The organism is Stenotrophomonas sp. (assembly GCF_032061965.1).
Lineage (GTDB): Bacteria > Pseudomonadota > Gammaproteobacteria > Xanthomonadales > Xanthomonadaceae > Stenotrophomonas.
Genome location: NZ_DAMBEF010000027.1, coordinates 1 through 19372, shown reverse-complemented (window position 1 = coordinate 19372; position 19372 = coordinate 1). Strand labels below are relative to the sequence as shown.

26 protein-coding genes and 1 tRNA gene are annotated in these 19372 nt (G+C 63.3%); 16 read left to right on the top strand and 11 right to left on the bottom strand.

Features of this window, described 5'->3' with window-relative positions:
- Window positions 1-60: 60 nt before the first annotated feature.
- Entirely contained in the window at window positions 61-288 is a 228-nt protein-coding gene (locus tag RT460_RS13835) for a transcriptional regulator (RefSeq protein WP_313319499.1), read from the bottom strand.
- A 116-nt stretch (window positions 289-404) separates the two neighbouring features.
- On the opposite strand from RT460_RS13835, the gene RT460_RS13830 reads away from it, so the two are divergent.
- The 12 genes from RT460_RS13830 to RT460_RS13775 all read left to right on the top strand — a co-directional run bounded on the left by RT460_RS13830 (window position 405) and on the right by RT460_RS13775 (window position 7386).
- Window positions 405-866, top strand: a complete 462-nt coding sequence (locus RT460_RS13830) for a hypothetical protein (RefSeq protein WP_313319498.1) — start codon at window positions 405-407, stop codon at window positions 864-866.
- A gap of 88 nt (window positions 867-954) precedes the next feature.
- A complete protein-coding gene (locus RT460_RS13825) occupies window positions 955-1188 on the top strand; it encodes a hypothetical protein (RefSeq protein ID WP_313319497.1) in 234 nt (77 codons plus the stop codon).
- Between the two features lie 155 nt (window positions 1189-1343).
- Window positions 1344-1730 carry a hypothetical protein gene (locus tag RT460_RS13820; protein ID WP_313319496.1) on the top strand — a complete coding sequence of 129 codons (387 nt, stop codon included), beginning with the start codon at window positions 1344-1346 and terminating at the stop codon, window positions 1728-1730.
- Window positions 1727-1942: a hypothetical protein gene (locus RT460_RS13815; protein WP_313319495.1), complete on the top strand. Its 216-nt coding sequence runs from the start codon at window positions 1727-1729 to the stop codon at window positions 1940-1942. The genes RT460_RS13820 and RT460_RS13815 overlap by 4 nt, the downstream gene beginning before the upstream one ends.
- A gap of 100 nt (window positions 1943-2042) precedes the next feature.
- Window positions 2043-2276, top strand: a complete 234-nt coding sequence (locus tag RT460_RS13810) for a hypothetical protein (RefSeq protein WP_313319494.1) — start codon at window positions 2043-2045, stop codon at window positions 2274-2276.
- A gap of 43 nt (window positions 2277-2319) precedes the next feature.
- Window positions 2320-2733: a hypothetical protein gene (locus RT460_RS13805; RefSeq protein ID WP_313319493.1), complete on the top strand. Its 414-nt coding sequence runs from the start codon at window positions 2320-2322 to the stop codon at window positions 2731-2733.
- Window positions 2734-2783: 50 nt separating this feature from the next.
- Window positions 2784-3308 carry a hypothetical protein gene (locus RT460_RS13800; protein ID WP_313319492.1) on the top strand — a complete coding sequence of 175 codons (525 nt, stop codon included), beginning with the start codon at window positions 2784-2786 and terminating at the stop codon, window positions 3306-3308.
- A 129-nt stretch (window positions 3309-3437) separates the two neighbouring features.
- Window positions 3438-4145, top strand: coding sequence for a hypothetical protein (locus RT460_RS13795; protein ID WP_313319491.1), 708 nt, complete (start codon window positions 3438-3440; stop codon window positions 4143-4145).
- Entirely contained in the window at window positions 4142-4993 is an 852-nt protein-coding gene (locus RT460_RS13790; protein ID WP_313319490.1) for a recombinase RecT, read from the top strand. The genes RT460_RS13795 and RT460_RS13790 overlap by 4 nt, the downstream gene beginning before the upstream one ends.
- Window positions 4990-6795, top strand: coding sequence for a YqaJ viral recombinase family protein (locus RT460_RS13785; protein ID WP_313319489.1), 1806 nt, complete (start codon window positions 4990-4992; stop codon window positions 6793-6795). Before RT460_RS13790 ends, RT460_RS13785 begins: the two co-directional genes overlap by 4 nt.
- A gap of 2 nt (window positions 6796-6797) precedes the next feature.
- Window positions 6798-7130 carry a hypothetical protein gene (locus RT460_RS13780; RefSeq protein WP_313319488.1) on the top strand — a complete coding sequence of 111 codons (333 nt, stop codon included), beginning with the start codon at window positions 6798-6800 and terminating at the stop codon, window positions 7128-7130.
- Window positions 7123-7386 (top strand): hypothetical protein, encoded by a 264-nt coding sequence (locus tag RT460_RS13775; protein ID WP_313319487.1) that lies wholly within the window; start codon window positions 7123-7125, stop codon window positions 7384-7386. The genes RT460_RS13780 and RT460_RS13775 overlap by 8 nt, the downstream gene beginning before the upstream one ends.
- Before the next feature lie 5 nt (window positions 7387-7391).
- Here RT460_RS13775 and RT460_RS13770 read toward each other — a convergent pair whose 3' ends face one another.
- The gene (locus RT460_RS13770) at window positions 7392-7997 is read right to left on the bottom strand and encodes a hypothetical protein (RefSeq protein ID WP_313319486.1); all 606 of its coding nucleotides are present in this window, start codon (window positions 7995-7997) and stop codon (window positions 7392-7394) included.
- Between the two features lie 277 nt (window positions 7998-8274).
- On the opposite strand from RT460_RS13770, the gene RT460_RS13765 reads away from it, so the two are divergent.
- The 4 genes from RT460_RS13765 (at window position 8275) to RT460_RS13750 (ending at window position 11070) form a co-directional block, all read left to right on the top strand.
- On the top strand, window positions 8275-9189 hold the full coding sequence (locus RT460_RS13765; protein ID WP_313319485.1) for a DNA cytosine methyltransferase: 915 nt from the start codon (window positions 8275-8277) through the stop codon (window positions 9187-9189).
- Complete coding sequence (locus RT460_RS13760; RefSeq protein ID WP_313319484.1) at window positions 9186-9386, top strand: hypothetical protein; 201 nt, start codon at window positions 9186-9188, stop codon at window positions 9384-9386. The genes RT460_RS13765 and RT460_RS13760 overlap by 4 nt, the downstream gene beginning before the upstream one ends.
- 382 nt (window positions 9387-9768) lie before the next feature.
- Window positions 9769-9966 (top strand): hypothetical protein, encoded by a 198-nt coding sequence (locus RT460_RS13755; protein WP_313319483.1) that lies wholly within the window; start codon window positions 9769-9771, stop codon window positions 9964-9966.
- 6 nt (window positions 9967-9972) lie between these two features.
- The gene (locus RT460_RS13750; RefSeq protein WP_313319482.1) at window positions 9973-11070 is read left to right on the top strand and encodes a tyrosine-type recombinase/integrase; all 1098 of its coding nucleotides are present in this window, start codon (window positions 9973-9975) and stop codon (window positions 11068-11070) included.
- A gap of 83 nt (window positions 11071-11153) precedes the next feature.
- On the opposite strand, the gene RT460_RS13745 is transcribed toward RT460_RS13750, so the two are convergent.
- From RT460_RS13745 to thrS, 9 genes are all read right to left on the bottom strand, one after another.
- Window positions 11154-11230 (bottom strand) — tRNA-Pro (locus RT460_RS13745).
- A 61-nt stretch (window positions 11231-11291) separates the two neighbouring features.
- Window positions 11292-11648 carry a MerR family transcriptional regulator gene (locus RT460_RS13740; protein ID WP_057629341.1) on the bottom strand — a complete coding sequence of 119 codons (357 nt, stop codon included), beginning with the start codon at window positions 11646-11648 and terminating at the stop codon, window positions 11292-11294.
- Window positions 11629-11928, bottom strand: a complete 300-nt coding sequence (locus tag RT460_RS13735) for an integration host factor subunit alpha (protein WP_054657702.1) — start codon at window positions 11926-11928, stop codon at window positions 11629-11631. Before RT460_RS13735 ends, RT460_RS13740 begins: the two co-directional genes overlap by 20 nt.
- A 21-nt stretch (window positions 11929-11949) precedes the next feature.
- Window positions 11950-14331 (bottom strand): phenylalanine--tRNA ligase subunit beta, encoded by a 2382-nt coding sequence (gene pheT, locus RT460_RS13730; protein WP_313319481.1) that lies wholly within the window; start codon window positions 14329-14331, stop codon window positions 11950-11952.
- 121 nt (window positions 14332-14452) lie between these two features.
- A complete protein-coding gene (gene pheS, locus RT460_RS13725) occupies window positions 14453-15448 on the bottom strand; it encodes a phenylalanine--tRNA ligase subunit alpha (protein ID WP_313319480.1) in 996 nt (331 codons plus the stop codon).
- 200 nt (window positions 15449-15648) lie between these two features.
- A complete protein-coding gene (rplT, locus tag RT460_RS13720; RefSeq protein WP_054657697.1) occupies window positions 15649-16008 on the bottom strand; it encodes a 50S ribosomal protein L20 in 360 nt (119 codons plus the stop codon).
- A gap of 10 nt (window positions 16009-16018) precedes the next feature.
- On the bottom strand, window positions 16019-16216 hold the full coding sequence (gene rpmI / locus RT460_RS13715) for a 50S ribosomal protein L35 (protein WP_002811096.1): 198 nt from the start codon (window positions 16214-16216) through the stop codon (window positions 16019-16021).
- 281 nt (window positions 16217-16497) lie between these two features.
- Window positions 16498-17022: a translation initiation factor IF-3 gene (infC, locus tag RT460_RS13710; protein ID WP_313319538.1), complete on the bottom strand. Its 525-nt coding sequence runs from the start codon at window positions 17020-17022 to the stop codon at window positions 16498-16500.
- Between the two features lie 68 nt (window positions 17023-17090).
- Window positions 17091-18995: a threonine--tRNA ligase gene (gene thrS, locus RT460_RS13705; RefSeq protein ID WP_313319479.1), complete on the bottom strand. Its 1905-nt coding sequence runs from the start codon at window positions 18993-18995 to the stop codon at window positions 17091-17093.
- Between the last annotated feature and the right edge of the window lie 377 nt (window positions 18996-19372).

Here is a 19372-nt window from a genome sequence, read left to right as displayed (position 1 = left end):
AGCGCCCCACCCTGCCCGGCGTCGTTGTACCGTTCCCGGGAGGGCGTTGAAGTGGGCATGTCAGGCAGCGCGTCCGAAGGCTGCCGGCAGCAACTCAGTGCGGCTTACTCGCCCTCGGGTCGCTTCATGGATCTTGTTGGCCAGCCGATAGCTCGGCTTCCGCTTATTGAGGGCGATTTGGTACAGCGTGCCGACGTGGCACCCTGCCTTTTCCGCGACGGTCGCCAGAACCGGACACTTCAGCGTCCCGGTTCCACCCTTGGAAATTGCGTAGTCGGTCAGGTTCATGCCCGGCAAGTTACCGTTTCGGTTACTTGCGGTCAATACCGTTTCGGTCATTTCATGCCGCGGCCGTGCTTGTGACCATTACCGGTATGGACGCAAGCACAGCTCGAACCGAAAACATGCGCCGCCTGGTCGCCGAGGCCGGCGGTCAATCAGAGTGGACGCGCCTGTACGGCGGCACCCGCTGGCAGCCGTCGCAGGTCAGCCAATGGATCTCCGAGACCAAACCGAAAGGCATCGGCGGAAATTTGGCGCGCGACCTTGAAGCCGCGATGGGCTTGGCAAAAGGTGAATTAGATCGCCCGCCATCCCCTGAGTCTCACGCTGTGGGAATCGACATCCCTACTCTGCGTTCCGCCCACCGACTCATGCAGATGGTGGCGGAAATACGTGGGGATGAGCCCGTTCCAGATATCAACGTGGCGTATTTGGCGATGGCGTACGAGACGGTAGCCGCTGAAGCCGCGTCCCTGGACGACAGCAATATCCTCGACTTCATGAGGGCCTTTGCGGCCCGGCTGGATAAGGCAAAAGGGGAAGAGGATGGCTCTAAGCGAGGAAAGGCTGCAGGAACTGGCTAAGCGGATGGCGGCGGCGATGGGCCCCGCATCTTCAACACCAAGGCGCCCCCAGCTTCAGTTGGTAAAGGACATACCCCTCAGTTCTCGCATGGATGACATCACCCGCGAATCGCACTGCAGGATGATCAGGCACATCCGCCGTCGCTGGGGTCACTACATGCAACGGATTATTGACCACGCGTGCTTTGGCCTTACCGGCATCGATCAGCTCGATGACGATTCACTGGTACAGCTGCACATGGACTTGGAGCGCGCCGAGCAATGCATGCTTGAAGGCATCAGTCTCGAAGACGCCGGACTACTCCGCACCCGTTATGCCTGAACCATCAAAGCCCCGCTGGACGGGGCTTTTTTGTGTCTGCTGCTGCTCCGCACAATCGAAAGTCCAAATAATTACCGTTTTGGTATTGACGATAGATAACCGTTTCGGTAACTTGCGCTCGTCGGCCCACCCGGGCCATCCACGGGGCAAGAGACATGGCTACGGCCTACGACGACTGGAAGACCACCGACGACCGTATCAGCGCCCGTGAGCAAGCCCGGGCTGAGTTCGTCGCCAAGCGCACTGCAGAACTGACCGAGCAGCGCCTGAAAGATGAGGACCTGGTCGCCGACGCCCTGAGCGAGCACATCGGCTACGAGGAAGGCGGCGAAGCCCTGCTGAAGTCGCTGGCCCGCTTCCGTTCTGCCTACCACCTCGCGCAGACCGACTGCGGCATTGCCGAGGCAGCCCGCCTGCTCGCTCTGGATCTGGACGAGGCGGCCAAGGGTCCCATCGCCCGGGACGCGAGCAGCGACGCTGAGCACGAAGCGTTCAAGGCCGAGCAGGCCGGGCAGGAAGCGCGCTATGGGGTGGCTGCGTGAGCGCCGTCATCCTCTCCCTGCGCCCGTTCCAGACGGCCCGCGAAGCAGCCCGCAAGGTCGGCTGGGACGACACCCTGGTTATCCGCAGCATTGCCCAAGAACAAGCTGAAGGCCGAGACGGCACCGACATCGCCGGCGCACTGCGCCGCAAGGCGTGGGAAGTCCGCAACGGCTATCAGTCGGCTCCTGCCGGCCCGGAAGGTGCTGCATGAGCGGTCGTCGCGAAGCTGCAGGCCTGTCGGTGTTCGCCGCAGCTGCCTGCCTGATCCTGGGCGCGCTGATCGCAGTACTGGTGAGCGCCGGAGGTGCAGCGTGATCCGCCTCGCCGTCTACGGCCTCCTGCTGGCCTTCTTCGCCGACATGCTCCGCAAGGCCGTGATGGTACGCGCCGATTCGTTCGTGCTCCCCATCCTCGCCCTCTGCATCTGGCTGGCCGTGCTGATCGTCCGCCGCTGGCGGCATCTGCACCGGCGGCTGACCCGCAGGCGCACCGGCTTCATCCGTCCGCGCAGCTTCCCTGCTCAGCGCAAGCGCGACACCCGCTGACCCACTCGCCGGATTCACCGGCACCGCCCTTCAAGGAATGACCATGAATCAGCCAACCCTTTCCATTCCCAAAGACATCATCGAGCCGATCGTGCAGGCAAACATCACTGCCGCTATTGCTGGGGCGATGGGGCCTTCCGGCGAGGTGATGCGAGCCGCAATTGCCTCAATTCTCTCCACCAAGGTCGATTCCGACGGCAAGCCGTCGAACTATTCCCATAGCAGTCACAAGACGTGGATTGATTGGGCTATCGGCAACGCCATCAAGGATGCCGCGCGACTGGCCATTGAGGAACAGACGGAGTCGCTGAAGGAGTCGATCAAACAGTACATCGCCAGCGAGCTCAAGAAGAAAAACTCGCCGATCGTGAAGCAGATCGCTGACGGGATGCTGGGCGCTGTGTTCGACCCGAGCAACCTCCGCTACCGGCTGACGGTACAGGCCGAAAGCAACTGACGCGCCCAAATCCCCGCTGGCCAGGCCGGCATACCAACGAGGCAATACCCATGTTTGGACTCGAACAACACGTGGTGAAGATCACTCATGCGTCGCTGACCGCTGAGAACCACGGCAAGGACAACCACGCCACCGGCATGACGCTGAAGTTCAAGACCAGCGTTAGCCAGGACGTGTTGGACGTCTTCAGCAAGAAGCTGCGCACCACGCTGTTCCGCAAGCAGCAGCGCGGCGACCAGTTGGATCTCGACCGCGAGAACGATGGCCTTGTGATGGTGCAGTACCCGAAGTTGAAGCCGTTTGTTTGGGACGAGAAGTTCACCGGCTATGACGCGCAGATCAGCGCCCCGAGCATCGGCCTGGCCGAGCCCATCGAAATCGTCGACGCGACCCTCAGCGGGATCAGCTTCCGCGCACTGGAAGGTGGCTCGGTTGAACTGTGCGGCTCGCTCTACTTCCTGCCCGACGAGGAAGAGTTCGGTCCGCTGGCCAAGCTCATGAAGGAAGACGCAGAACTGACCCTGACGCCACCGATCGCGCAGGTTCAAGAGCAGCAGACCGATCTGGCTGCCTGATCCCCCTGCCCTGCGCACTCCCCAGCGCAGGGCGAAACGCGGCAACTGGCCTCCCCTCCACGCGCCGCTGACAGCCCGGAAAGACGGGCACCTATTCCCACAACGCCGGCCGCGCCGGCTGGAGCCGACATGAGCATCATCCGAGGCATCACCGAGCTGCATCCCAATGATCTGCAGTTCGTAGTAACCCGCATACCCAAGGACATCCGGTCGCTGCTGAAGGACGCCAACGTCTGCATCGGCGGCGGCTTCATCCGCGAGACCATCGCTGGCCAGAAGCCCAACGACGTGGATCTCTTCGGTGGCAGTGTCGAAACCCTGAAGCTGGCGGCAAAGCTGCTCAATGAGAAGCGGGAAGGCCGCCTCATTGAAACCGACAACGCCTTGACCCTGGTCACGGCCAACCGCATGCCTGTCCAGTTCATCACGCGCTGGCTGTTCGTTGATCCGCGCGAGGTCATCGCGTCGTTCGACTTCACCGTGTGCCAGGCCGTCGTGTGGTTCGACCAGCTCACCGAAAAGTGGATGTCTGCCATCGGTGACAACTTCTACCGCGATCTGGCAGCTCGGCGCCTGCAGTACACCCATCCGCAACGCAATGAGGATGCCGGCGGCTCCCTGCTGCGCGTCCGCAAATTCCTGGCACGCGGCTACTCGATTCAGGCGCAGAGCTTTGCCGGCGTCGTAGCGCGCCTGGCGCTTGCGGTCGAATGGGACAGGGTCCACGGCGATGAAGCTCAGGCTACCCGCGTAATGACGGGCCTCCTGCGCGAAGTGGATCCTCTGTTGGTTGTCGATGGAGTGGATGTGGTGGACGAGCATGAGGTGCTGGAATGAGCGCCCTCCCTACTGTTCCCAACCCGCCGCGCCAGCAGTTCGACCTCAGCCCGCAGACTTTCGAGCAGGCGCTGACCTTCTGCGACTACCTCGCCGGCAGCGACATGGTCCCAAAGGACTTCAAGGGGAAGCCGGGCAACTGCCTCATCGCCATCCAATGGGGTTCCGAGCTGGGCCTCAAGCCGTTGCAGGCGGTCCAGAACATCGCCGTCATCAACGGCCGCGCGGCGCTGTGGGGTGACGCCGTCATCGCCCTGGTCCGCAGCTCGCCGCTGTGCGAGTCCATCACCGAATCCGACGACGGCAAGACGGCCACCTGCAAGGTGAAGCGCCGCGGCGAGGAGGAGGAAGTCCGCACCTTCAGCATGGACGACGCGAAGGCTGCCGGTTTGGCGGGCAAGCAAGGACCGTGGACGCAGTATCCGAAGCGCATGCGGCAGATGCGCGCCCGTGCGTTCGCCCTGCGCGACGTGTTCCCCGACGTTCTGCGCGGTATGCCGATCGCCGAGGAAATCATGGATATCCCGGCAACGGAGCCGCACCGCACGACGGCCACTGTCGTCTCCGCCGAGCCGAGCGTGTATTCGGCTGAAGAGTTCACCAAGAATCTGCCGAATTGGAAAGCCGTGATCGAGTCTGGCCGCAAGAGCGCCGACGACCTGATCGCCATGGTCGAAGCGAAGGCTAAGGCCCGCATGACCGACGAGCAGCGCAAGCAGCTGCGCCAGTGCGAAGCGGTCGACGTGGCCGAAGAAGTGGCCGAACAGGAACCCGCAGCCGCTGAGCCGACCAATACGGAAACCGACACCGGCCCCATCGATTGGGACAACGAGGAAGACCGCGCATGAAGATCGTCAACTTGATCCAGGGCACCGCCGAATGGCATGCCCACCGAGCCCAGCACCAGAATGCCAGCGACGCGCCGGCGATGATGGGCTGCAGCCCGTACAAGACACGCGCGCAGCTGATCCGCGAAGTGGCCACCGGCATTTCCCAGGAAGTGGATGCCGCCACGCAGCGCCGCTTTGACGACGGCCACCGCTTCGAGGAACTGGCCAGGCCGCTGGCCGAGCAGATCATCGGCGAGGAGCTGTTCCCGGTCACCGGTACCAACGGCAAGCTGTCGGCGAGCTTCGACGGCCTGACACTGCTGGAGGACGTGGCGTTCGAGCACAAGAGCCTCAATGACCAGCTGCGCGCGGCGATGGTAGACGGCTGCACTGGTGCCGACCTGCCGCTGCTGTACCAGGTGCAGATGGAGCAGCAGCTGGCAGTGAGCGATGCGTCGCGTGTCCTTTTCATGGCGTCGAAGTGGAACGGCGACGAGCTGGTCGAGGAACGTCACTGCTGGTACGTCAGCAACGACGAGCTGCGCGCAAAGATCGTCGCCGGCTGGGCGCAATTTGAGGCCAACGTGGCCGCCTACGAGCCTGAGCCAGCCAAGGCCGAGCCGGTAGCCGCCCCCATCGCCGGCTTCGGCGCGCTGACGATTCGTGTCGAGGGCCGCGTGCTGGCTTCGAACATGGACGCGTTCAAGGCCAACGCCGAGGCTTTCCTGGCCCAGTTGCCCTGCGCCGACCAGTTGCAGACCGATCAGGACTTCGTGGACGCCGAGGCTGCGGCGAAGGCATGCAGCGAGGCCGAGGCCCGCATCAAGGCCGCGACGGAATCCACCTTGGGCGAGATGGTCGACATCGACGCCCTACTCCGCACCGCCAGCTCGGTCAGCGAAGCGATTCGGCAGGCGCGGCTGGCGCTGGAAAAGGCGGTCAAGGTCGAGAAGGAGAACCGTCGCGCGCAGATCGTCGCCGATGGCGCCAAGGCGGTGCGGGCCCACTACGACAGCATCAACGCGTCCCTGGGCGAGCACCGCATCCAGCCGTCGCAGTCGCTGCAGCTGGACTTGGCCGCCGCCATCAAGGGCAAGAAGTCGCTCAGCAGCATGCAGGATGCCGTCGCTGGCGCGGTGGCCACCTGCAAGATCGAGGCGAGCCAGCTGGCCGAGCGCGTGCGCGCGAACGTCGCGATCCTGTCCGAGCACCAGGAGCACGCCGCCCTGTTCGCCGACCGCGTCGCGCTGTGCGCCCACAAGGCGCCGGACGACATGCGCAACCTGGTGGCAGCGCGGATCGCCCAGCACCAGCAGGCCGAGCAGAAGCGTCTGGACGATGAGCGCGCGAAGATCCGCGAGGAAGAAGAGGCCCGCGCCCGTCAGCTCGCAGAGGACGAGGCTCGCGCGAAGGCTCAGGCCGAGGAAGCCGCGAAGGCAGAGGCGGCAAAAGCCGAGTTGGCTGCTGCTAAGGCGTCCAGCGGTGCAGGGCTGTCTCCGGCAGCTCAGGCGCTACATGAGCAGGAAGGTGCCGCACGGTTTGAGCAGCATCACCGCGTGTCGAATCTGGCACCGGCACCGCAGACCGCAGCACCTGCAGCCGCAGCGCCGCGCGAGGTCGTCAAGATCAAGCTGGGCGACATCAACGCGCGCATCGCCCCGCTGTCGATCAGTGCCGACGGCCTGGCCCAGCTGGGGTTCAAGCCGGTCAACGCCACAGGCGCAGCCAAGCTGTATGACCAGGCGCAGTTTCCGGCCATCTGCCAGGCCCTGGTCAATGGTCTGCGCGATGCATCCGAACAGTACCCGCTGGCGGCCTGACCATGGACCGCGCCACCTACCGCACCGCCGGCATGCTCGCCAAGCTGCGCCGACCGCAACCCGCGCGCATAACCGCACGGGACATGCTGCGCCGGCATCTACACGATGCCGGCCGCAATTTGGACTCGCTGGCCACTGCATGGAACTGCAGGCGCTTCAGCGTGTGGCGCATCTTCCAGCGCACCGACCGGCCTCTGCAGCCGCATCACGTCGAGGGCGCGATCGCCGCCCTCTCCCTGGACGAGTTCGACGCCAACGAACTGCGGTTGCGCGCCGCGCGTGAGGCCGGCTGGGCGATCGATACGCAATTTCTGATGGAGCAGAGCAATGGCTGACCGCGACCGATTCGCCCGCCGCCAGCCGGGCAAGGGCCATGGCCTGACCTGGGCGCGCTTCCCAACTGTCGATGGATCCGCCGTGATCTACCGCCTGTGGCGCCGCGACAACAACCGCAAGCCGCACCAGGTGGAGAAGGCCTTCTTCACCGACGCCGAGCCCGCACACATCGCCCGCGTACTGCGCCAGGCCAAGCGAAAGCTGCGCGACCGCGTGGACGAGATCGACCTGGAAGCTATGGAGGAAGCAGCATGAGCCAGCTAAGCCGGCCAACGCGCACTCCGGGAGGCTTCCAGGACCACCGCGAGATCGTCATATACGGACTGAACGTGCCCCAGCGTGGCTGTGACGAACAATTTCCCGTCTTCGTCATCCGGTGCGACCACCAATCGTGGCACTGCAAGCCGAACAAGCGCGATGGTACCCAATGCCCGCGCAAGCGAACTGCCAACCTCTTCATCAAGAACGTGGAGACGATCGAATCGCTCTTGCGAAAGAGGAAGATCGATGTTGTTAAGCAGGCCGAATACGTTCTGTTTCGTCACGATGTCGAAAGCGAGCAGGCGGAACGGATCCCCTGCTTCCACGGTAGAGAGCCAGCCTCCAGCTGCATTCTGTGCATTGAGTATTTCGGCATACAGATAGGCCGCTATAAACCGCGCTTCGCATTTTCGGGTGTTCTCGCTCTCTTCGTGAATGGATTTCGCGAGCCGATTAGCATTTCTGCTCATTGCATACACAGCGAGCGACGCTATCGCAGTGACCACTACCGCTGCGAGGGAAAAGATGGAGCTCCACGCCTCCCACCAAACATGGCAGTCCTTCGCCAACGGCCAACACTGGCTTACGCCATCCAACATGCTCATTCCCTGATCCCCCTGTGGATTGGGGGGCATTTTGCCATGGGCGCACAGAGGGCCGCAGCATGAAGGCCTGCAACGCGTGCCAACGCCCGCTGCCGCCCGAGGCATTCCCGAAGGCCGGCAGCCGAGGCCGCGAAGGAACGTGCACCGTCTGCGTCAATGACCGGCGGCGGTACCGCGTCCCCCTGCCCGACCTGGTGCGCGACCGCGAGCAGGTCCGAATCAACAACGCCGCTGCCCTGTGGTTCGGGCCTGTGCGGCCGATGCCGAGGTATGCGGTATGAAGGCAATCGATCTGTTCGCTGGCGGTGGTGGTTTCACTGAAGGGGCCGAACAAGCTGGCTGCGACGTCGTTTGGGCTGCGAACCATTGGCCTGCTGCCGTGGAAACTCACGCTGCGAACCACCCTGGTACCCAGCACGTCTGCCAGGATCTGCAACAGGCGGACTGGACCCTGTTGCCAGACTTCGACCTGCTGCTGGCGTCACCTGCATGCCAGGGCCATACGCCGGCCCGAGGAAGGGAACGGCCGCACCATGACGCCACGCGCTCCACCGCCTGGGCTGTGGTGTCCGCGCTGGAGGCCAAGTCACCGATTGCCGCGGTGATCGAGAACGTCCCCGCTTTCATGAAGTGGAAGTTGTTCCCTGCTTGGTGCGCCGCTGTGCATGCCCTTGGCTACGCAATCAGCCCGCACCTGCTGGACGCTGCTGACTTCGGCGTGCCGCAGCACCGCGTCCGCATCTTCATCGTGCTGACCAAGAGCAAGCATCCGCTGGAGCTGCATCTGCCGAAGATGGCGCACGTGCCGGCTAGCACCTTTATCGACTTCGACGCAGGAACCTGGTCGTCAGTGGAGCGTCCTGGCCGCGCAGCAGCAACGATTGCCCGCGTGCGCGCCGGCCGAGCGGCATTCGGGGATCGCTTCGTGGCGCCCTACTTCGGGACCGGCTCTGGTCTGACCGGTCGATCGCTGGAGCGTCCCATCGGCACGATCACCACCCGCGACCGCTGGGCAATCATCGACGGTGATCGCATGCGCATGGTGTCCGTGGATGAAGCCAAGATCGCCATGGGCTTTCCCAGGCATTACCTGCTGCCGAAGAACAAGAAAGACGGCATGCAGCTGATGGGCAACGCCGTATGCCCGCCAAAGGCCTGCGCTGTTATTGCGGCACTGAGGATGGCGGCATGACCATATTCCCTGAAACCCTCGACCACATCGCCATCGGCCACGACCTCGCCCGCAAGACCGGTGTGAACCTGGACAAGGCCCGGCCGAAGACCCGAAGGATGTGGGAGGCGCGCGGCCTGGCAGTGATCGCCCTCGCCCGCGGCGATCTGGAAGAGGCCGCCAAGATCATGGCGCCGTTTGCGAGGAAGCGCCGATGACCGCTCCGCAGCTGTTCCCAGTCGTTTATAGCTACCGCACCTCGCCGATATTTATGCGCTCCTGCAGTTCGTTCAGGACCTGCCTGCCAACTGCCGTCAACGCTACAGGCGTTCCCGTCGCATATCCCCACATAACAAGGTCACCTAGCAACGGCGGTGTGTCCGGCTTATCCCCGTCATCAACGGCGCACAACGATGACATTAATGCTCTTTCACCAGGTCGCAATTCCATTCACTCCTTTGCTAAATCTCCTGATCTGACCATCGCCGTTCTTCGGCATGGCCGCAATGGGACCAAGTGTCTAGAACGCCGGACCTGCATCACAGAACCCCGAAACAACCGAATCAAGAGTGCCCGCGCGGCGCTGGAAGGAGACGCAGCATGAAACTGATGCTGGCCCACAAATGGGCAGAAAAATACTTCGCTGAAGACAGTCGGCCCGATGCCCAGCTGCTGGGCCGGTGGTGCCGTAATGGGAAGATTCCCGCAACCAAGGTCGTCGGCCAGTGGTACGTCGATGAGCATGCATGGCTGGCCGGTGGCGATGACCTGGTCGCCAGCGTCTTGGCAGCGGCGTAACTTGCCATGATGGGACGTGCACGCAAACCAAGCCGCCGCGACTGGCCGGCCAACCTCTACGCACACCGTGACGGGTTCAAATACCGCCATCCGATAACTCGGAAAGAGCACGCAATGGGCAAGGACAAGGCCAAGGCCTTCGCTGCAGCCAAGAAGCTCAATGCGCTGCTGATGCCGGGGAACGATTTGGTGGCTGCCGTGCTGACGCCGGGCGAGACCGTGGCCGACGCCATCAAGGTGTTCCGGACCGATGACATTCCTGGCAGGAAGTGGGCGCCCAAAACCGCCGAGGTGTACGAAAGCGTTATCCGTCGAATCGAGGCCGGCCTGGGCTCAACGCCGGTTTCCGACGTGACCGTAAAGGCCTGCGCCACCTTCATTCGGGAAGTGACCGAATCGGAGCGTGCGCGGCAGCAGTTCCGCCTGGTACTCGGCTGGATTCTGGCCTGCGCGGTGGAAGAAGGCTGGATCGACACCAACCCAGCCTTGGCCACCCGCAAGTTCTCGCACAGCCGCAAGCGCGAGCGCCTATCGATTGACGTCTACCGCGCAATCTGGGATGTCGCGCCGCAGTGGGTGCGCAACGCTATGGACCTGTCACTGCTGACGCTGCTGCGCCGCGAAGATGTGGTTTCCGCCCGCTTCGCCGACCTGCGCGATGGCGCGTTGTGGGTGGTGCCGTCGAAGACCGAGGGCTCCACGAACGTCCGCCTGCAGATCGCCGCGACCGGTCCGCTGGGCGACCTGCTGGCCCGCTGCCGCGATGCTGTCGTATCGCCCTACCTGATCCACCGGCTGCCAGAGAAAGCGCGGCCCAGCAACATGCGAGCCAAGGACCGAGACCATCACACCCAGGTGCTGCCGGAACAACTGTCGCGTGCCTTCGCCACTGCACGCGATGCAGCCGGCGTCGACATGGACAACCCGCCCACGTTCCATGAAATCCGCAGCCTGGGCGGCGCCCTGTTGAAGGAGGCCGGCTGGACGAACGAGCAGATCCAGGCGCTGATGGGCCACAGCAACGTGGCAATGACCGAGCACTATCTGGGCGGCCACGAAGCGCCGTGGCAAGCCGTCAGCGCCGGCATTTCCTTGCCGCGATAGTGGACGAATAGTGGACACTTAGTGACCACAACGAAAAAGGGCTCACGACGAATGCCGTAAGCCCTTGATCTAAAGCTAGTAATTGGTCGGGACGGCCGGATTTGAACCGACGACCCTCTGCCCCCCAGGCAGATGCGCTACCAGGCTGCGCTACGCCCCGATCGTTACTGCTTTCGCCTTGCGGCGAGCCGGTGATTATACCGGCTTTCACACAAAAAAACTCAGCGTCGGAGCAGTTGCAGTACTTCTTCCAGCTCCATGCGCACCTGCTTGATGATCTGGTTGCTCAGCGCCGACTCTTCGCGGGCGCCCTCGCCTTCCAGTCGCAGGCGGGCGCCACCAATGGTGTAGCCCTGTTCGTATAGCAAGCCGCGGATCTGCCGGACCATCAGCACGTCATGGCGCTGATAGTAGCGGCGGTTGCCACGGCGCTTGGCCGGCTCAAGGCTGGGGAACTCGGTTTCCCAGTAGCGCAGCACGTGCGGCTTTACATCGCACAGCTCGCTGACTTCACCAATGGTGAAGTAGCGCTTGGCCGGAATCGGCGGAAGTTCGCGGTTACTGCCCGGATCCAGCATATGCCTCCACCCGCTCCTTGAGCTTCTGGCCCGGACGGAAGGTGACTACCGTACGGGCAGAAATCGGAATTTCCTCGCCGGTCTTGGGGTTGCGACCCGGGCGCTGGTTCTTGCGCCGCAGATCGAAATTGCCGAAGCCCGACAGCTTCACTTGACGTCCCTGCTCCAATGCATCGCGCAACACATCGAAAAACGCGTCGACAAACTCCTTGGCCTCGCGCTTGTTCAGACCAACTTCGTCGAACAAACGATCCGCCATCTCCGCCTTGGTCAATGCCATGCCTGCTCCCTGTATCCCGCCTCAGCCACGGATCTTTGCGCCGTGCCCGTGATCAATCGCCGCCACCACATCGGTGACTACGGCTTCCACGTCACGGTCCGTCAGGGTGCGCGACTTGTCCTGCAAAATCAAGCCCATAGCCAAACTCTTGAAGCCTGGCTCGACACCCTGGCCGACATAGCGGTCGAACAGCGCGACATCGCGCAGCAGCTCGCCGCCGGCGCCACGGATGGTGGCGGACAAGTCGGCCCAGCTGACCGATTCAGCTACAACCACGGCCAGGTCGCGGCGTACTGCCGGGAAACGCGACAGTTCGCTGGAACGCGGCAGCGAACGCGCGGCCAGCGGCGCCAGGTCCAGCTCGAAGCCGTACACATCCACGTCCACTTCCATGGCCTTGGCCAGGCGCGGATGCAGCTGGCCGATCCAGCCGATGCACTGGCCGTCGCGCCAGATATCAGCCGAACGTGCCGGGTGGGCATACGGACGGCGCGAGGCGCGGAATTCCAGCACGGCGCCGGAAGCGGCAGCCAGTGATTCCAGGTCTCCCTTCAAATCGTGGAAATCAACCTTGCGCGCCTTTTCGCCCCACTGCAGCGCAGCGGCATCGCCACACACGGCAGCGGCGACACGCACGGTTTCCTTGGGCGCGGGCTTGCCCTCGCCAGCCTGCGCTTCGAACACGCGGCCGATTTCAAACAGGCGCACGCGGCCGGCCTGGCGGGCCACATTGCGGCCCAGCGTGGCAACCAGACCCGGCAGCAGCAGCGGGCGCATCACCGCCAGCTCGGCCGACAGCGGGTTGGCCAGCGCGACCAGGCCTTCATTCTGCTGCCACTGCTTCAGCAGTTCGGCATCGACGAAGGCGTAGTTGATGGTTTCCAGCATTTCGCGGGCGACCAGCTGACGGCGCACACTGAGGTCATCCAGACGGGTTTCGCTGGGCATGGCGATGCGTGCAGCGCCGCCCGGCAAGGTGGTCGGGATGGACTCGTAGCCGTGGATACGGGCCAGTTCTTCGATCAGGTCTTCTTCGATTGCGATATCGAAGCGACGGCTCGGGCCGGTCACGTTCCAGCCATCGGCGGCAGCTTCAACCTGCATGCCGAGGGCGCGCAGGATGCGCTCGACTTCAGCATCTTCGATCTGGATGCCGAGCACGCGCAGGATGCGGGCGCGGCGCAGGTGGATCCTGGCAGCAACCGGCAGATCGGCTTCGCGCACGGCTTCGGTGACCGGCGACGGCGTGCCGCCAGCCAAGTCCAGCACCAACTTGGTGGCGTATTCGATGGCGATGCGCGGCAGCTGCGGGTCAACGCCGCGCTCGAAGCGGTGGCCGGCATCGGTGTGCAGGCCGAGCTTGCGGCCGCGGCCCATGATCGCAGCCGGGGCAAAGTGCGCCGCCTCCAGGAACACCTTGCTGGTGGCATCGGTGACGCGGGTGTCGAAGCCGCCCATCAGGCCGGCCAGGCCCACCGGACGGTCGGCGTCGGTCACCACCAGGAAGCTGTCGTCCAGCGCGGCATCGCGGCCGTCGAGCAGCTTGAGGGTTTCTCCGGCGCGCGAGCGGCGCACGGCAATCTGGCCCTTCAGGCTATCCAGATCGTAGGCGTGCATCGGCTGGCCGAGCTCCAGCATCACGTACTGGGTGATGTCGACCAGCAGCGACACCGGGCGCACGCCACTGCGGCGCAGGCGCTCGGCCATCCACAGCGGGGTGCTGGCGGCGGCGTTGACGCCTTCGATGACGCGGCCCAGGTAACGCGGCGCTTCTGCACCGGCATCAAGCTGGATGGCGAGCTCACGCGTCGCCTGTGCCGGCACGGCATCGGCGGCAAACGGCTTCACTTCGCTGCGGGTAGCGGCGGCCACGTCGAAAGCGATGCCACGCACGCTGAAACAGTCGGCACGATTCGGGGTCAGCTTGATCTCGATGCTGGAATCCGGCAGGCCCAGGTAGTCCATCAGCGCGGTGCCAACCGGCGCGTCATCGGGCAGTTCCAGCAGACCGGAGGCGTCGTTGTCCAGACCAAGCTCCTTGGCCGAGCACAGCATGCCGTTGGATTCCACGCCACGCAGCTTGGCCGGCTTGATCTTCAGCTCGCCGATCTGCGCGCCGACCATGGCCAGCGGTGCAACCAGGCCCGGACGCGCGTTCGGCGCGCCGCAGACGATCTGCAGCAGCTCGGCCTGCCCGGCGTCGACCTTGCAGATCTGCAGGCGGTCGGCTTCCGGGTGGCGAGCGGCTTCAACGATGCGCGCCACCACCACGTTGTCCAGACCCGCGCCCAGTGCGGTGACTTCTTCGACTTCCAGACCGATGGCGGTCAGCACGGCGCTGAGTTCGTCGCGCGATGCGCTGGTCGGTACGTGGCTGCGCAGCCAGCTTTCAGAGAATTTCATGTCTTTACCTTGATGGGAGGCGCGCCTCCCGTTGCGGTGTTTTGTTGATACCCAGCGCGTTGCGCCTGGGGTTGGTCAACGTTCAAGAGCTGCCGAGCATGGCTCGGCACTACAGCTGCGGTTAGGCGAACTGCTTGAGGAAGCGGACGTCGTTTTCGAAAAAGGCGCGCAGGTCGTTGACGCCGTAACGCAGCATCGCAAAACGCTCCACACCCAAGCCGAAGGCAAAGCCGGTGTAGCGCTCCGGGTCGATGCCGACCGACTTCAGTACGTTCGGGTGGACCATGCCGCAACCCAGCACTTCCAGCCAGCGGGTACTGCCATCGGGCTGCTGCCAGGCGATATCCACTTCCGCACCCGGCTCCACGAACGGGAAGTAGCTCGGGCGGAAACGCATTTCAAAATCACGCTCGAAGAAAGCACGCACGAACTCGGACAAGGTGCCCTTGAGGTCGGCGAAGGTGGAGTGTTCGTCCACCAGCAGACCTTCAACCTGATGGAACATCGGCGAGTGGGTCTGGTCGCTGTCACTGCGGTACACCTTGCCGGCGGCGATCATGCGCAGCGGCGGCTTGTGGTCACCCATGTAGCGCACCTGCACACCGGAGGTATGCGTGCGCAGCAGGCGGCCGTCGCCGAAATAAAAGGTGTCGTGCATGGCACGCGCCGGGTGGTGCGGCGGGAAGTTCAGCGCTTCGAAGTTGTGCCAGTCGTCTTCGATTTCCGGGCCTTCGGACAGCTCGTAACCAAGGCGGCCGAAGATTTCGGTGATGCGCTCCAGGGTGCGCGTGACCGGGTGCAGGCCACCGCGTTCGCCGTGACGGCCCGGCAGGGTGACATCGATGCTTTCCGCAGCCAGACGCGCATCCAATGCCGCGTTTTCCAGCAGCGCCTTGCGCTCACCCAGGGCCGAGGACACTGCATCGCGCGCGATATTGATCGCCTCGCCCGCCGCCTTGCGCTCATCGGCCGGCAAGCCACCGAGCTGCTTGAGCTGGGCGGTGATGCTGCCACTCTTGCCCAACAGGGAAACACGCAGGCTTTCCAGTGCGTCCGGGCTCTGCGCCGCGGCCACATCGGCCAGCGCCTGCGCGGTCAAGGATTGGATGTCACTCATGGGATCGACGAAACCTCTGGCCGGCATGCCTACGCGGTATGCGCCGGGCCGACCCCCGTCGCCACCAGTGCCTGATCGCCGCGCAACCATCGGCAGCGGCAACCAACACAAAAAAGAATGGGGAAGGACTTGCGCCCTTCCCCATGCATTGTCTCACCACAGCCGTTGCGCGTGAACGCTACAACCGCTGCAGGAAGAACTTATGCCGCCAGTGCGCCCTTGGCCTTTTCTGCCAGAGCGGCAAAACCGGCTGCGTCGTGCACGGCGATATCGGCCAGAACCTTACGGTCCAGGGTGATACCAGCCTTCAGCAGGCCGTTCATGAAACGGCTGTAGCTCAGGCCGTTGATGCGGGCAGCCGCATTGATGCGGGTGATCCACAGCGAACGGAAATTGCGCTTCTTCTGCTTACGGCCAATGTAGGCGTACTGCTGTGCCTTGATGACTGCCTGCTTGGCAACGCGGAAGACCTTGCGACGGGCGTTGTAATAGCCCTTGGCCAGATCCAATACTTTCTTGTGGCGGCGGCGCGCCTGCACACCACGCTTTACTCGTGCCATGGTTCAGTCCTCAGAGGTAGGGAAGCATACGGTCCAGACGGCCTGCGTCTTCTGCGCGGACGTGATTCGTCTGACGCAGGTTACGCTTCCGCTTGGTCGCTTTCTTCGTGAGGATGTGGCTACGGTTGGCGTGACCGCACTTGTACTTGCCGGAGGCGGTCTTGCGGAAACGCTTGGCCGCCGCCCGGTTGGTCTTGATCTTGGGCATTGCTATGTCCTTGATGGTCTCTTTTCACTGACTGGGCGGTGGTTTTACCCACACTTTCCATCCCTGCCCTTGTCTGTTTAAAGCCCACACTCCCACTGGAGGCAGGCAGGTCCTGGGTGAAGCAAACAACAAACCCGGCGAACCGGGCCGCCCATTATGCCTTGCGCGCCAGTCACTTGTAAACCGCAGGTATTCCGGCGCCCAGATAGCTGAACGAGCACGCAAACAGGGAGGGCAAAGGCCCTCCCCGCTCAGCAAAGCACAGGCCCGAAGGCCACTGCTTACTTCTTCTTCGGCGCGATCATCATGACCATCTGCCGGCCTTCCAGGCGCGGACGGGACTCGATCACGATGTCCTCACCCAGATCGGCTTCGATCCGGTTGGCCATTTCGCGACCCAGTTCCTGATGGCTCATTTCGCGGCCACGGAAGCGGATGTTGACCTTGATCTTGTCGCCCTCTTCGAGGAAACCGCGCATCTTGCGCAGCTTGATCTGGTAGTCGCCCTCGTCCGTAACCGGACGGAACTTCACTTCCTTGATCTCGACCTGCTTGGTCTTCTTCTTGGCCTCGTTGGCCTTCTTCTGCGCTTCGAACTTGAACTTGCCGAAATCCATGATCTTGCAGACCGGCGGATCGGCCTGCGGCTGGATTTCGACCAGATCCAGGCCTTCGTCTTCGGCCATGGACAGCGCTTCGTCGCGCGACAACACGCCAATCATTTCACCGTCACTGCCGATCACGCGTACGCGCGGCACCCGGATTTCCTGATTACGGCGGTTCTGTTTGTTGTCAGGGATACTGATATTGCAATCTCCAAGTGGATTAGTACCGGCCCCGCGGAGTTTCCGCCGGGGCCGGGGCCCTACTTACTTCAATGCTTCAATTCTGCCTGCAGCCGCCCGACGAAGGCTTCCACCGACATCGAACCAAGGTCTTCACCGGACCGCGTGCGCACTGCCACGGCCCCGTTTTCCTTCTCGCGGTCACCCACGACCAGCAGATACGGTACGCGCTGCAGCGTATGCTCGCGAATCTTATAGCCGATCTTCTCGTTGCGCAAATCGGCGTCCACCCGGAAGCCTTGATTTGCAAGGGTTTTGCGAACCTGCTCGACGTACTCGGCCTGGGCGTCGGTGATATTGGCCACCATCACCTGTACCGGGGCCAGCCAGGTCGGGAAGGAACCGGCGTGGTGCTCGATCAGGATACCCAGGAAGCGCTCCATCGAACCCACGATGGCCCGGTGCAGCATGACCGGGTGGCGCTTCTGGCTGTTCTCGTCAACGTATTCAGCCCCCAGACGGCCCGGCATCATGAAGTCGACCTGCATGGTGCCCAGCTGCCAGGTACGGCCGATGGCGTCCTTCAGGTGGTACTCGATCTTCGGGCCGTAGAACGCACCCTCGCCCGGCAGCTCCTGCCATTCGACACCGCAATGCGACAGCGCCGTGCGCAGCGCGCCTTCAGCCTTGTCCCAGGTGGCGTCGTCGCCCAGACGCGATTCAGGACGCAGCGCGATCTTGATCTGGATGTCCTGGAAACCAAAGGCCTCATACACCGCCAACGCCTGCTGATGGAACGCGGTGACCTCGGCTTCGATCTGGTTCTCGGTGCAGAAGATGTGGCCGTCATCCTGGGTGAAACCGCGCACGCGCAAGATGCCGTGCAGCGCGCCCGACGGCTCGTTGCGGTGGCAGGAGCCGAACTCGCCGTAACGGATCGGCAGGTCACGGTAGCTGTGCAGGCCCTGGTTGAAGACCTGCACGTGGCCCGGGCAGTTCATCGGCTTCACCGCGTAGGTACGCTTTTCCGACTCGGTGAAAAACATGTTTTCCTGGTAGTTGTCCCAGTGGCCGGACTTCTTCCACAGGCTGACGTCCAGGATCTGCGGGCAACGCACTTCGCCGTAGCCACTCTGGCGGTACACATTGCGCATGTACTGCTCGACGACCTGCCAGATCGACCAGCCCTTCGGGTGCCAGAACACCAGGCCCGGCGCTTCTTCCTGCAGATGGAACAGGTCCTGCTGCTTGCCGATGCGGCGGTGGTCGCGCATTTCGGCTTCTTCGATGCGCTTGATATAGGCCTCAAGCTGCTTCTTGTCGGCCCATGCGGTGCCGTAGATGCGCTGCAGCTGCTCGTTCTTGGCATCGCCACGCCAGTACGCACCGGAGATGCGCATCAGCTTGAACGACTTCAGGAAGCGCGTGTTCGGCACGTGCGGGCCGCGACACATGTCCACGTATTCCTGGTGGTAGTACATGCCCATCGCGGTGACGTCTTCGGGCATGTCTTCGATCAGGCGCAGCTTGTAGTCCTCGCCGCGCGCCTTGAAGATCTCGACCACTTCCGCGCGTGGCGTCATCTTCTTGATGACGTCGTAGTCCTGCGCGATCAGCTCGGCCATGCGCTTTTCGATCGCCGCCATGTCTTCCGGGGTGAACGGGCGCTCGTTGTAGATGTCGTAGTAGAAACCCTCGGCAATAACCGGGCCGATCACCATCTTGGCATCCGGGTACAGCTGCTTCACTGCATGGCCCACCAGATGGGCGCAGGAGTGACGGATGATCTCAACGCCCTCCTCGTCCTTGGCGGTGATGATGCGCAACGCTGCGTCGTGGTCGATCACGTCGCTGGCATCGACCTGCACGCCATCCACGGCGCCGGCGATCGTGGCCTTGGCCAGACCGGCACCAATGGACTGGGCAACGTCCATGACGCTGACCGGGTTTTCGAACTGACGGACGCTGCCGTCTGGGAGAGTGATGTTGATCATGGGGTTCACCAAAGGTCACGGCCCGCCGGGCGGGCTGGAAAGCGCACCCGAGGGCGCGGTTTCACGGGATTTCGCGGGAATCAGGGCAATAAAAAAGCGCCACAACGGCGCCTGGCATCAGGGCAGTGGCGGGAGATCAGCAGTGGGCGATGGTAGTGCTCATGTCACACGCTCGGCCGGCGTTTAGCGCGGGCCACCTTGGTTGCCGATGGGTTACTGCGGTGATCTTAAACCAATCCGCGCCCAGTTGCCGCAGCCGCCACAAAACCAGGGGGCGGAAACGGAAAAACCCGGCCAATGCCGGGTTCTCGATGCCACTTCGCCAGGAAGTGGTGGGCGGTACAGGGTTCGAACCTGTGACCCCTACCATGTCAAGG